The sequence below is a fragment of the Xanthobacter agilis genome, assembly GCF_021730435.1.
GTDB lineage: Bacteria > Pseudomonadota > Alphaproteobacteria > Rhizobiales > Xanthobacteraceae > Xanthobacter > Xanthobacter agilis.
The window spans coordinates 101785-114421 of sequence record NZ_JABWGX010000016.1; the positions used below are offsets into that span (position 1 = coordinate 101785).

Consider the following 12637-nt stretch of genomic DNA (forward strand, 5'->3'; position numbering starts at 1 on the left):
GACCGCCGGTGGGGTCCTTGTGTGGCGTGCCGCCGGGATGCGCGCCCGGATGCCCGGCCGCGGCGTGTCCGCCGCCGGGGTGGCCCTTCCCCGGATGTCCCATTCCAGGATGCCCCATGCCCGGATGTCCCCCGCCCGGATGTCCCCCGCCTTTGGCCATGCCGTGGGGCGGCATGCCGGGATGGCCGGCGCGGGGCGGCTCCTTCTGCGCCGCCGGCGGCTTGGCGCGGGGGCGCAGCGCGACACCGGGGATGTCCTTCACCAGATCGCAGAAGGCATCGCCCCGCACCTCGAAATTGGGAAACTGGTCGAAGCTGGCGCAGGCGGGGGAGAGTAGCACCACCGGGTGCTTGAGGCCGGAGGTCGCGGCGTCGCGCGCGGCGGCGGCCACGGCCTTGTCGAGGGTGCCGACAATCTCGTGGCTGACCGCCGTGCCGAGGGTGGCGGCGAAGGCGTCGGCCGCCTCGCCGATGAGATAGGCCTTGGCGATGCGCCCGAAATAGGGGGCGAGGGGGGTGATGCCGCCCGCCTTGGGCTTGCCGCCGGCGATCCAGAAAATGTCCTCGAAGCTCACCAGGGCCCGCTCGGTGGCGTCGGCATTGGTGGCCTTGCTGTCGTTGACGAACAGCACGTCGCCCCGTGTGCCCACCTGCTCCATGCGGTGGGCAAGGCCCGGAAAGCGCGTCATGGCGACCGCGATGATCTCGGGCGCGACCCCGACCGCGCGAGCGGCGGCATAAGCGGCGGCTGCGTTCTGGGCGTTGTGCGTCCCGCGCAGGGAGCCGATGCCCGCGAGGTTCAGGCGGAAGCGCTCGGCTCCGCCCTCGGACACCACCAGCGTCTCGCCGTCACGCCAGATGCCGTCGGCCAGGGGCCGGTGCATGGACAGGCGCACCACATGCTTGCCGGCCTGCTCGGCCCGGTCCGCCATGGCGGCGGAAAAATCGTCGTCCACCCCCACCACCGCGGTGCCGCCGCCCTCGACGCCGGCGATGAGGCGCTCCTTTACCGCGGCATAGTTCTCAAGGCTGCCGTGGCGGTCCAGATGGTCCGGCGTGATGTTCAGCATCACCGCCACCGAGGGGTCGATGGAGGGGGCAAGGTCGATCTGGTAGGAGGAGCATTCCGCCACATGCACCCGGCCGATCTTCGGCGGCGCGAGCGAGAGGATGGCGGTGCCGATGTTGCCGCCCATCTGCACGTCGCGCCCGGCGACCCGCAGGATGTGGGTGATGAGCGCGGTGGTGGTCGACTTGCCGTTGGTGCCGGTGATGGCGATGAAGGGCGAGCGCCGGGCGGTGGCCTGCCGCTCGCGGCAGAACAGTTCGATGTCGCCGATCACCTCGACCCCGGCCTCGCGCGCCAGCTTCACCGACCAATGGGGCTTGGGGTGGGTGAGCGGCACCCCCGGCGACAGGATCAGCGCCTGAACGCTGGTCCAGTCGATGGCGTTGAGGTCCTCGACCGTGATGCCCGCTTCCCCCGCCTTGCGGCGCGCGGCTTCCGTATCGTCATAGGCAATCACATGAGCCCCGCCGGCCTTGAGCGCTTCGGCGGTGGCGAGCCCGGAGCCGCCGAGCCCGAAAAGGGCGACGGTCTGATCCTTGAAGACAGTGACGGGGGTCATGGCTGGCAAAGTCTCGGTCTGGCGCAATCGGGAGCCGGCTGGCGGATATCGCGCCCTCGTCTAATCCGGGCCGGTCCCCGAGGGAAGCACTCTTGAAGGGTGAGGGGCACCACACCCGCGACACAGTGACCTTCGAAAATGATGACCTTCGGGAAAACAGCCGTTGACTCCGTGCTACATTAAAAACACTGAATGTAACATCGAAGGTCAGGAGGCCAATATGACGCCGAACGTGGGTGGGATCGACCGGATTCTCAGGTTCGTGGTGGGGATCATTCTGCTGCTGGTGCCGTTCGTGGGTGGCTCGGTCCCGGCCCTGGCGGGCCTTGGCGGCTGGGCCTGGTTGATCGGGGCGGTGGGCCTCGTGATGCTGCTCACCGCCGTCTTCCGCTTCTGCCCGGCCTATGTGCCGTTCGGCATCCGCACCTGCGACAAGTGAGGCTGTCCGGCTCGGACCAAGCCCGGCGGAGCGTTCTTCGCCGGGTCGTCTTGTCCTGAGTCGTCCTGTCCGGGTCGTCTTGCCCGGTCGGCTTGCGCCTCAGCGCAGCTTCAGGGTGGCGAGGCCGACCAGCGCCAGCACCACGGCGATGATCCAGAAGCGGATCACCACCTGCGGCTCGGTCCAGCCGAGCTGCTCGAAATGGTGGTGGATGGGCGCCATCTTGAACACGCGCTTGCCGGTGAGCTTGAACGAGGCCACCTGCACGATCACCGACACCGCTTCCAGCACGAACAGGCCGCCCACCACCGCGAGCACGATCTCGTGCTTGGTGGCCACCGCCACCGCGCCGAGCAGGCCGCCCAGCGCCAGCGATCCGGTGTCGCCCATGAACACCTGGGCCGGGGGCGCGTTGAACCACAGGAAGCCCAGGCCCGCCCCCATGAGCGCGCCGCAGATGACCGCCAGCTCGCCCACGCCCGCCACATAGTGGATCTGCAGATAGTCGGCGAACACCACGTTGCCGGACAGGTAGGCGATGAAGCCGAAAGTGCCGGCGGCGATCATCACCGGCACGATGGCGAGGCCGTCGAGCCCGTCGGTGAGATTCACCGCGTTGCCGGCGGCGACGATGACAAAGCCGCCGAAGATGACAAAGAACACGCCGAGGTCCAGCAGCAGGTCCTTGAAGAACGGGAACGACACGGAGCTGGAAAGCCCCGGCTTGCCCACATTCATGATGATGACCACCGCGATCCCGGCGATGACCGCCTCGATGGCGAGCCGGGTCTTGCCCGACAGGCCGTTGTGGGTCTGCTTCGTCACCTTCAGGTAGTCGTCATAAAAGCCGATCATGCCGAAGCCGAGGGTGACCAGCAGCACCACCCAGACATAAGGGTTGGCGAGGTTCGACCACAGCAGCGTCGCCACCACGATGCCCGACAGGATCATGAGCCCGCCCATGGTGGGCGTGCCCTTCTTGGTGAGGTGGGATTGCGGGCCGTCGGTGCGGATGGGCTGGCCCTTGCCCTGCTTCACGCGCAGGGTCGAGATCATGGACGGGCCGAACAGGAACACGAACAGAAGCGCGGTCACCACCGCCCCGCCGGTGCGGAAGGTGATGTAGCGGAACACGTTGACGGCGGGGAGCGACTGGTGGAGTTCGGCGAGCCACTGAAGCATGGGTCATCCTCGGAGCATCTTCCTGCGACGTGGTTCCCGGTTCGCGTGAAGAAAAGGCGTGAAAACTAGAAATGGAGCGAAACCCGCGGGCCGGTGCGCGCGGGCTAGAGCATTCCCGGTGAACCCCCGTTCACCGGGAATGCTCTAAGTCTTTGTTTTGTTGCAATCCCAGGCGCAAAACCGCTGCACACTTTTGCTGGAATTGCTCTAGAACAGCGCGTCCTCGCTCATACGAAAGCGTTCGGACAGGCTTTTCACCAGCGGCCCCATGCGGCTGCCGTTGGACCCCTTCACCATGAGCGTGTCGCCGCCGCGGATGGCCGCGGCCACCATGGGCTCCAGGTGGGTGGCGTGCTGCGCATAGCCGCCGCGGCGCTCGGACGGCAGCTCCTGCCACAAGGCGTGCATCAGCGGGCCACAGCAAAATACCGTATCGATTTTCCCATCCTTGATCGCCTGGGCAAGGCCGGCGTGCATGGCGGCGGCGCCCTCGCCCAGCTCCAGCATGTCGCCGAGCACCGCGATGCGGCGGCCGCGCGGCCCCACCGGGGTGCGGCTCAACACGTCGAGGGCGGCGCGCATGGAGGCGGGGTTGGCGTTGTAGCTTTCGTCGATCAGGGTGGCGGTGCCGCTCTTGAGCGCGAGCTGTATCGGAACGCCGCGTCCGGGTGGCGGCGTGAGGTGGGCAAGGCCGATGGCGGCCAGCGCCAGATCCGCCCCCAGCAGCTTGGCCGCCGCCAGCACCGCCAGCATGTTCTGCACGATGTGGCGGCCCGGCATGGGCACCTTGAGGGTGACCTTGGTGCCCATCACGCTCACCACCATCACCGAGCAGGCCGGCTGGAGCGAGGCGGTTTCGAGCCGCACGTCGGCGCCCGCCGCCTCGCCAAAGGTGACGATGCGGGCGACGCCCTTGGCCATGGCGGTGGCCTTCAGGCGGGGAAACAAGGGATTGTCGAGGTTCAGCACGGCGGTGCCGCCGGGCTCGAGCCCGTCGAAGATCTCCGCCTTGGCGTCGGCGATCTCCTCGATGCCGGAGAATTGGGCGATGTGCACCGGCTCAACCGTGGTGATGATGGCCACCTGCGGCCGCACCAGCCTGGAGAGCGGGGAAATCTCGCCCGGATGGTTCATGCCGATCTCGAACACCCCGTAGCGCGCCGTCGCCGGCAGCCGGGCCAGGGAGAGCGGCACCCCCCAATGGTTGTTGTAGGAGGCGGCCGAGGCGTGGGTCTCGCCATCGGCGCCCAGCGCTAGGCGCAGGGCCTCCTTGGTGGTGGTCTTGCCCACCGAGCCGGTCACCGCGACGATGCCGGCGTGGGAGCGGGCGCGCGCGGCGCGGGCGAGATCGACCAGCCCGCCGAGCACGTCGTCCACCAGTAGCAGGGGGGCATCGGCGCCGAAGCGGTCGGCCTTCTCCCGCGCCACGACGGCGAGGGCGGCCCCGGCCGCCAGCGCCTTTTCCACATAATCGTGGCCGTCCGCGTTTTCGCCGGCGATGGCGAAGAAGGCATCGCCGGGGGCGAGCGTCCGGCTGTCGATGGAAATGCCTGAGACGTCGGTCGCCGGACCACGCACGGTGGCGCCCATGGCGGCGGCGATCTCGTCGAGGCGATAGAGGCGTTGTGCGCCTGTGCTCATGCTCCAACCTCCGCGAGGGCGGCGAGGACTTCCGCCGCGTCAGAGAACGGTTCCGTGCGGTCGCCGACGATCTGGCCCGTTTCGTGGCCCTTGCCGGCCACCACCAGCGCATCCCCCCGTTCCATCAATCCGATGGCGGCGCGGATGGCCTCGCGCCGGTCGCCGATCTCCCGCGCGCCGGGTGCGGCGGCCAGGATCTCCGCGCGGATGGCGGCGGGGCTTTCGCTCCGGGGATTGTCGTCGGTGACGATGACGAGGTCGGCCTTCTGGGACGCGATTGCGCCCATGATGGGGCGCTTGCCCCGGTCGCGGTCGCCGCCGCAGCCGAACACGACGATCAGCCGCCCCGCCACCGCGCCGCGCAGGGTGTCGAGTACCGCCGCCAGCGCCTCGGGCTTGTGGGCGTAGTCCACGAACACCGGGCGGGCCGGGTCATCGCCGATACGTTCCAGGCGGCCCGGCACGCCCTTCAGATGGGCAAGGGCGCCCAGCGCCTCGTCCCTCGGGGCGCCGCAGGCCATGGCAAGGCCCGCCGCCACCAGGGCATTGTCGGCCTGGAACCGGCCAGCCAGGGGCAGATCGATCTCCAGCCCGCCGCCGAAACGCAGGGTCTGGCCGGCGCCGGCGGGCGTCACGTCCAGCACCTCGATGGTGGCGCCGGCACAGACGTTGCCGAACAACAACGTCTTCAGCCCTCGGGTTTCGGCCCAGGCGAGGGCGGTTGCGGCATAAGGCGCGTCGAGCACGCCCACGGCGGTGGCGTCCTGCGGCAGCAGCTCGGTGAACAGGCGGAGCTTGGCTTTGAAATAGGCGTCCACCGTCGGGTGGTAGTCGAGATGGTCGCGGCCGAGATTGGTGAAGGCGCCGGCGGTCAGGCGCACGCCGTCCAGCCGGCGCTGGTCGAGCCCGTGGGACGAGGCTTCGAGCGCCATGTGGGTGATGCCCTCGCCCGCCAGCCGGTCGAGGGTTGCGTGCAGTTCCACCGGGTCGGGGGTGGTGAGGCTGCCATAGGTGGCGCTGTCCGGCGTCACTAGGCCGATGGTGCCGAGATAGGCGGCCGGATGGCCCAGATGGGCCCAGATCTGGCGCAGGAAATAGGCCACCGAGGTCTTGCCGGCGGTGCCGGTGACGGCGGCGATCACGGCCGGCTGGCGCGGATAAAGGCGCGCCGCCGCCAGGGCGAGGGACCGGCGCACATCCAGCGAGAAGGCGAAGGCCACATGGGCATAGGAGGCGCCGGCCGGTGGCGCCGGCAGCGGCGCCACCGGCTCCAGCAGCACGGCACTGGCGCCACGGGTCACCGCATCGGCGATGAAGCGGGCGCCGTCGGCATGGGTGCCGGGCACCGCCACGAACAGAAAGCCCGGCTTCACCTTGCGGCTGTCGGCCGTCATCCCCGCGATGCGCTGGGCGCCGGCGTCGGCGCGGAGAATGTGGGCATGACCGCCGAGGAGCGATCCGAGGGTCGTCTGTGTCATCGGAGCCTCCTGTCGCGGGTGTTCATGGCATCGCGGTGGCGCCGTGTCACCGGGCTGATGCGCGGGATTCGGCTATTGGCGGTCGGCCACCTTCTGGGCCGCGTTGCGCAGCATCTGGTCCGCCGAGGGCAGGTTCTGGCGCGGCGTCACGTTCAGCATGGGGGCGATGCGCTCCACGACCTTGCCGGCGGTGGGCGCCGCGTTCCAGCCCGAGGTCGCGAATCCGTAGGTTTCGGAGGTGGCCTGCGGCTCGTCCAGCATCACCAGGATGAGATATTGGGGCTTGTCCATGGGGAAGACGGCGGTGAAGGAGGTCAGCAGCTTATGCTTGGCATAGCGGCCGTTCACCACCTTTTCGGCGGTGCCGGTCTTGCCGCCCACCATGTAGCCGGGAATGTCGGCCTTCTTGGCGGTGCCCTTCTCGGCGTTGAGGCGCATGATGTAGCGCATCTTGTCGGAGGTATCGGATTTCAGCACCCGGACCGCCACCTTCTGCGCCTCCTCCTGGTCGCGCTTCAGGAAGGTGGGTGGGATGAGATAGCCGCCGTTGACCATGGAGTTCACCGCCATCACCGCCTGCAGCGGCGCGACCGACAGGCCGTGGCCGAAGGCGATGGTGGCCGAGTTCAATTCACCCCAATGCTTGGGCACAATGGGTTCGGCGCTTTCCGGCAGCTCGGTGCGCAGCCGGTCGAGCTGGCCCATCTTCTTCAGGAACACCTTGTGGGCCTCCACGCCCAGGGTCAACACCATCTTGGCGGTGCCGATGTTGGACGACACCAGGAAGATTTCCGGCACGCTCATGACGCGGTTCTCGGCGTGGTAGTCGGAAATCTTGAAGCGGCCGAAATGCAGCGGCGCGCGGGCGTCGAAGGTGGAGTTGAGGCCGATCCTGTTGGAATCCAGCGCCATGGCGAACGACATGGCCTTGAAGGTGGAGCCCATCTCATAGACGCCGGTGGTGAGACGGTTGAGATAGGCGTCGTCCTTCGGGTTGCCGGGCACGTTCGGGTCGAAATCGGGCAGCGACACCATGGAGATGATCTCGCCGGTATTGACCTCGGTCACCACCGCCATGGCGTGGAGGGCGGAAAACTTGTCCTTGGCGCGGATCAGTTCGTCCCGCACCGCGTGCTGCACCCGCATGTCGATGGACAGCTGCACCGGCTCCTGCTGGCGGTCGGTCGCAAAGCCCGCCATGTGCAGGTCGGACAGGCCGCGGCCGTCGATCCACTTCTCGAGGCCGGAGATGCCCTGGTTGTCCACGTTCACGCCGCCGATGACGTGGGACAGGATGGGCCCATCCGGATAGATGCGGCGGTTCTCCTTGAGGAAGCCGATGCCCGGCAGGCCGAGCCGGTGAATGGCGCGCTGCTGGGCCGGGGTGATCTCCCGCTTCAACCAGGCGAAGCCCTTGCCGGAATTGAGGCGCTTGCGCGTTTCCTCCACATCGAGGTCGGGCAGGATCTTGAGCAGCCCTTCCAGCGCCTCGTCGGGATCAATGAGGCGCTTGGGTTCGGCGAACAGGGAGGGCGACTTCACGTCGATGGCGACGATGTCGCCGTTGCGGTCGATGATGTCGGGACGCGCCGAGGCGACCGCGTCCGATCCCCGCCCGCGCGTGGCGCCGGGATCGGCGGTGAGGGCAAGGTGGGTGAGCTGGGCGCCAATGGCCGCGAACACTAGGCAGAAGGCCAGCATCAGGAGCTTGATGCGGCCACGGGCGACCGCGTCCAGGCTGCCACGGTCGAGGCCGAGGAGCCCGCGCATCAGCTTGCGTCCGCCGCGATAGGCGAGGATGCCAAGGCCGGCGAGCCCGGCGCCCAGCGCGCGGCCGATGCCGAGGATCAGGGCGATGACGAGTTCGCCGAGGCGTTCCACCGCGCGCACGAAGGCCCGGCCGGCGAGGATCGCCACGCCCTTGAGGGCATCCTCAAGCGCGGCCTTCGGCTCGGGCGTCAACGGATCGCGGGTCTCGACATGCGGCATCTCGACGGGCGGCCTCTCGGTGTCGGAAGGGGTGTCAGGCGTTAGCTGGGACATGCGACCTCCTCAACGTCCGCTCAGGAAGCCTTTGAAGAATGTGGAGACAGGCGAATCGCCCTCGCCCTCGCCCTCGGCGGAGGCCGGTGGCGTGGCGGGCGATGCCGCCGACGATGGAGAGGGCGGGCGCGGCTTGATGCTGCCGGTGGTGGCCGGCGCCGGGATCGCCGCCATCGGCTTGGCCGAGGGCTTCGGCCGGATGGCGGAGGTGGCCGGAATGCTGGCGGCGCCGCCGGTGCCGCTGGCGGCGGGCGCGCCGCCGTTGGGGGTGGGGCTCGATGCCTTGCCGGTGGACGAGGTGGCGAGCGGCGCGTCTTCCAGCGCCTCGATGATGCCACCGATGCCGTCGCCACCACTGGCGGGTTTGGGCGGCAGATCCGCGAGGTCGGAGATGGAGTCCACGTCGAGCCGCTTCAGGTCGAGGTGTCGTTCCACCAGGCCCTGGATATAGAAGGGCGAGGTGCGCCGCGCCCATTCGGCGCGCATGACGGCGATGGAGTCGCGCTCCTTGCGGATCTGGGTGCGCAGGGTGGCGAGGCGCTCAGCCTCGGCGGTGGAGGCATATTTGAGCTGGTACACCACCGCTGCGGTCACCAGAAGCGCGCCGACCATCAAGATGTTGGCGACACGAAACATTCTCTTTAGCGTCTCCGCCCATGCCGTTGCGGTGAAGGGGCGGGTAGGAGCCCCATCAGGTCACCGCCCGGATGCGCCGGAGCGAGCGTACGTTCGGCCGCGCGAAGCTTCGCGGACCTTGCGCGCGGGTTTTCTGCCACTTCGTCGGGACCGGGTTCCACGGCGCCCTTCGCCACGAGGCGAAATGCCGGCTCCGGCCCCTCCTGCTGCGGCAGATGACGCGACGCGGACGGTGCCTTTACCCTGTTTGCCAGAAAAGTCTTAACGATCCTGTCTTCCAGCGAGTGGAAGGTGACCACCACCAGCCGGCCGCCCGGCTTCAATGCCCGCTCGGCCGCTTCGAGGGCGGTGGCCAGCTCGTTCAATTCCTCGTTCACGGCGATGCGCAGGGCCTGGAAGGTGCGGGTGGCCGGATGCATCTCCCCCGGCTTCGCCCACACCACGCGCGCCACGATCTCCGCGAGCTGTCCGGTGCGGACGATGGGCGCCTCGGCGCGCGCCTTGACGATGGCGCGGGCGATGGCGCGCGAATGGCGCTCTTCCCCCAACGACCAGATGACATGGGCGAGGCTCACCTCGTCCAGCTCGGCCACCAGGTCGGCGGCGGACGGGCCGGTGTCGCCCATGCGCATGTCGAGGGGGCCGTCGCGGCGGAACGAGAAGCCGCGCTCGGCTTCGTCGAGCTGCATGGAGGACACGCCGATGTCCAGCACCACCCCGTCGAGCGGGGCGAGGCCCTCCCGATCGGCCAGCGTGTCGAGGTCGGAGAAGCGGCCTTGAACCAAGGTCAGCCGCCCGCCCGAGGCCGCCACCAGCCTTTGGCCGCCGGCGATGGCGGTCGGGTCGCGGTCGATGGCGAGCACGCGGCAGTCGGCGGCATCGAGGATGGCGCGGGTGTAACCCCCCGCGCCGAAGGTGCCGTCCACATAGGTGCCGGCGGCCTTCGGCGCGAGATGCGCGAGAACCTCTCGCAGCATCACGGGAAGATGACGGGCCGGTCCGCCAACGGGGTCGCCCCCGTGGTCCGTCGTCATTCCGCGCTGCTCCCGAGGTTCCCGGTGCGGGAGCCGATGGCCCGGCGCATCTCGCGCACCCTTTGGGTGGCCTCCGCGAGATGCGTCTTCAGCCGCTCCGGTTCCCAGATCCGGAATTTGTGCCCGAGCCCCACGAAGGCGACCTGATCGGTGATGCCGGCGTGGGCCTTGAGCGTTTCAGTCAGCACCACCCGGCCTTCCGGGTCGATGCGCAAGGTCTCGCTGGTGCCGTAGAGGGCGGCGGCCAGCTCCTCCCGCTCCTCGGAATAGGGCGGGTAGCGGTCGATCAGCGCGTCGATCTCGCCGATCAGCCGGTTGCCGCCCGCGTCCAGAGCGGGCTCGGCGAGGCTCGGGTGGCAATAGAGGCCATCCGTGCCGTCCTTGGCCAGCACCGCGCGGTAGGGCGCGGGGATGGAGACCCGCCCCTTGGCGTCGAGACGCATCGTGTAAGTGGACACGAAGCGGTCCATGGCGCCCGGGTGCCTTCCCTTTCATCGGGCTCCTCCCAGCGGAGGATGGGCCCGGCGACGGCACGGGGCCGTCCAACATGTTTATGGGTAATGATGGGTTAACATGGGAAATCATGGGTCGTCAATGGAAAGCCATGGGCAGGACCATGCCCGATGATCAAGCCGGATGCGCTGGCGGGGCAGCGCTGGGGGCCGCGGTTATCGCCCCCGGCGCTCGGTGGCCTGCCCTGGGCGGGCATCCACGTGTTTCGGTGGGGTGCGCCACACCGCCATCCCTGACACCGGCCTCTGTCTGGTCTAATGTTTACAGATGGGACAGGCCCGGACGGGGCAGGAGGGGATGATGTCGGTCGATGCGATACACGCCGCGCTGGCGACTACGGCGGCAGCCTCAACGGCGGACCTGCCCACCTATTCAGCGTCGCAGATCGCCACTTACCTGCGCTACGGGCAGGGTGAAGCGCTGGTGATCGCGAATAGCGACAGCGCGATTTCGGTCAATCTCAGCGGCTTGAGCGCGGCGCGGGCGACGCTGGCGCGGCTGGCCCTGGCCACCTGGTCGGACATCTGCGGTATCAGCTTCACGGAAACCACAGGCTCGGCGACGATCACCTTCGACGACAGCGACGTCGGCGCCTATACCAGTTATTCGACGTCCGGCTCGACCATCACATCTGCCGACATCAACGTGGCCGCCGACTGGTACTACAGCGACAGCAGCGTCGACAGCTACACCTTCCAGACCTTCATCCACGAGATCGGCCACGCCCTCGGCCTCGGCCACTCCGGCCCCTATGACGGCGAAGCCACCTATCCCGACGACGCCCTCTATGCCAATGATTCCTGGCAGATGACGGTGATGTCCTATTTCAGCCAGGAAGAGACCGGCCAGGGCAGCTATCGGTTCGTGATGACGCCCATGATGGCGGACATCCTCGCGGTACGGACCATGTATGGCTACAGCACCACCCATGCCGGGAACACCACCTACGGCTTCAACAGCACCGTCAGCGGCACCACCTCGGCGCTCTACGATTTCGACAATTACGACGAAGCGCCCAGCTTCACCATCGTCGATGACGCCGGCACCGACACCCTTGATGCATCCGGTTATTCCGACAGCCAGCTCATCGATCTGCGGAGCGGGACCCTGTCGGACATCGGCGGCCTGACCGGCAACATCGGCATCTATCTCACGACCGTGGTCGAGAATGGGATCGGCGGTAGCGGCGCGGACAAGATCATCGGCAACAGCGCCGCCAACGTGCTCAACGGCCGAAACGGCAACGACAGGCTCTCCGGCGCCAGCGGCAACGACCGGCTCATCGGCGGCGCCGGCCGGGACATTCTCAATGGCGGCGTCGGCAACGACGTGATGGCCGGTGGTGCCGGCAACGATACCTATTATGTGGATGCTACCGGCGACGTCGTGCAGGAGGCGACGGGCGGCGGCACGGATACCGTCCGCACGGCTCTGTCGCGCTACACCCTCGGTGCGGCGACGGAAGTCCTGGTCTACACCGGCACGTCGGCGTTCGTCGGGAACGGCAATGGGCTGGCCAACACCATCACCGGCGGCAGCGGCAATGACCGGCTCTCCGGCGGGAGCGGGAACGACCGGATCTCGGGCGGCGCGGGCCGGGACACCCTCAACGGCGGCACGGGCGTCGACGTACTCACCGGCGGCAGCGGGAGGGACATCTTCGTCTATAGCAGCATCGCGCAGTCCCGCAGCAGCGCTTACGATCGCCTGACCGATTTCTCAACCGCGAGCGGCGACCGGCTGAACCTGTCCGCCATCGACGCGGACACGACGACCAGCGGCGTGAACGACGCGTTCGTTTATGTGGGCACGTCGGCCTTTTCCGGTACCGCTGGCGAGTTGCGTTATGCCCAGGGCAAGATTCTGGGGGATGTGAACGGTGACGGCGCCGCGGATCTGATGATCTCGGTGGGCTCCAGCTTCACTTTCAGTTCCAGCAGCGTCATCGTCTAGGATCCGTCCGGGTGCGCCCCGGTGCCGCTGTGGCGCCGGGGATCGTGGGCCGCGCTTCCCGTCTTCCGGGCGCGGGCCCCGCGCCCGGGAG

General features: G+C 68.3%; 9 protein-coding genes and 1 pseudogene. 2 read left to right on the forward strand and 8 right to left on the reverse strand.

Annotation, left to right across the window (positions count from 1 at the left end; all coding sequences use genetic code 11):
- Positions 1-241: 241 nt before the first annotated feature.
- A pseudogene (murD, locus tag HUW53_RS13145) lies at positions 242-1627 on the reverse strand (UDP-N-acetylmuramoyl-L-alanine--D-glutamate ligase); the annotation flags it as partial.
- Between the two features lie 220 nt (positions 1628-1847).
- Between murD and HUW53_RS13150 the strand changes: the two are divergent.
- Complete coding sequence (locus tag HUW53_RS13150; protein WP_237346218.1) at positions 1848-2066, forward strand: YgaP family membrane protein; 219 nt, start codon at positions 1848-1850, stop codon at positions 2064-2066.
- A 99-nt stretch (positions 2067-2165) separates the two neighbouring features.
- On the opposite strand, the gene mraY is transcribed toward HUW53_RS13150, so the two are convergent.
- The 7 genes from mraY to HUW53_RS13185 all read right to left on the reverse strand — a co-directional run bounded on the left by mraY (position 2166) and on the right by HUW53_RS13185 (position 10550).
- The gene (mraY, locus tag HUW53_RS13155) at positions 2166-3248 is read right to left on the reverse strand and encodes a phospho-N-acetylmuramoyl-pentapeptide-transferase (protein ID WP_237346219.1); all 1083 of its coding nucleotides are present in this window, start codon (positions 3246-3248) and stop codon (positions 2166-2168) included.
- A 207-nt stretch (positions 3249-3455) separates the two neighbouring features.
- Positions 3456-4889: a UDP-N-acetylmuramoylalanyl-D-glutamyl-2,6-diaminopimelate--D-alanyl-D-alanine ligase gene (locus HUW53_RS13160; RefSeq protein ID WP_237346220.1), complete on the reverse strand. Its 1434-nt coding sequence runs from the start codon at positions 4887-4889 to the stop codon at positions 3456-3458.
- On the reverse strand, positions 4886-6367 hold the full coding sequence (locus HUW53_RS13165; RefSeq protein WP_237346221.1) for a UDP-N-acetylmuramoyl-L-alanyl-D-glutamate--2,6-diaminopimelate ligase: 1482 nt from the start codon (positions 6365-6367) through the stop codon (positions 4886-4888). Before HUW53_RS13165 ends, HUW53_RS13160 begins: the two co-directional genes overlap by 4 nt.
- Before the next feature lie 72 nt (positions 6368-6439).
- Positions 6440-8137, reverse strand: coding sequence for a peptidoglycan D,D-transpeptidase FtsI family protein (locus HUW53_RS13170; protein WP_237346233.1), 1698 nt, complete (start codon positions 8135-8137; stop codon positions 6440-6442).
- A 282-nt stretch (positions 8138-8419) separates the two neighbouring features.
- Positions 8420-9046 (reverse strand): cell division protein FtsL, encoded by a 627-nt coding sequence (gene ftsL, locus HUW53_RS13175; RefSeq protein ID WP_237346222.1) that lies wholly within the window; start codon positions 9044-9046, stop codon positions 8420-8422.
- Between the two features lie 5 nt (positions 9047-9051).
- On the reverse strand, positions 9052-10080 hold the full coding sequence (gene rsmH / locus HUW53_RS13180; RefSeq protein ID WP_237346223.1) for a 16S rRNA (cytosine(1402)-N(4))-methyltransferase RsmH: 1029 nt from the start codon (positions 10078-10080) through the stop codon (positions 9052-9054).
- The gene (locus HUW53_RS13185) at positions 10077-10550 is read right to left on the reverse strand and encodes a division/cell wall cluster transcriptional repressor MraZ (protein WP_237346224.1); all 474 of its coding nucleotides are present in this window, start codon (positions 10548-10550) and stop codon (positions 10077-10079) included. The genes rsmH and HUW53_RS13185 overlap by 4 nt, the downstream gene beginning before the upstream one ends.
- A gap of 340 nt (positions 10551-10890) precedes the next feature.
- Between HUW53_RS13185 and HUW53_RS13190 the strand changes: the two genes are divergently transcribed.
- Complete coding sequence (locus HUW53_RS13190; RefSeq protein WP_237346225.1) at positions 10891-12546, forward strand: M10 family metallopeptidase; 1656 nt, start codon at positions 10891-10893, stop codon at positions 12544-12546.
- The last annotated feature ends 91 nt before the right edge of the window (positions 12547-12637 follow it).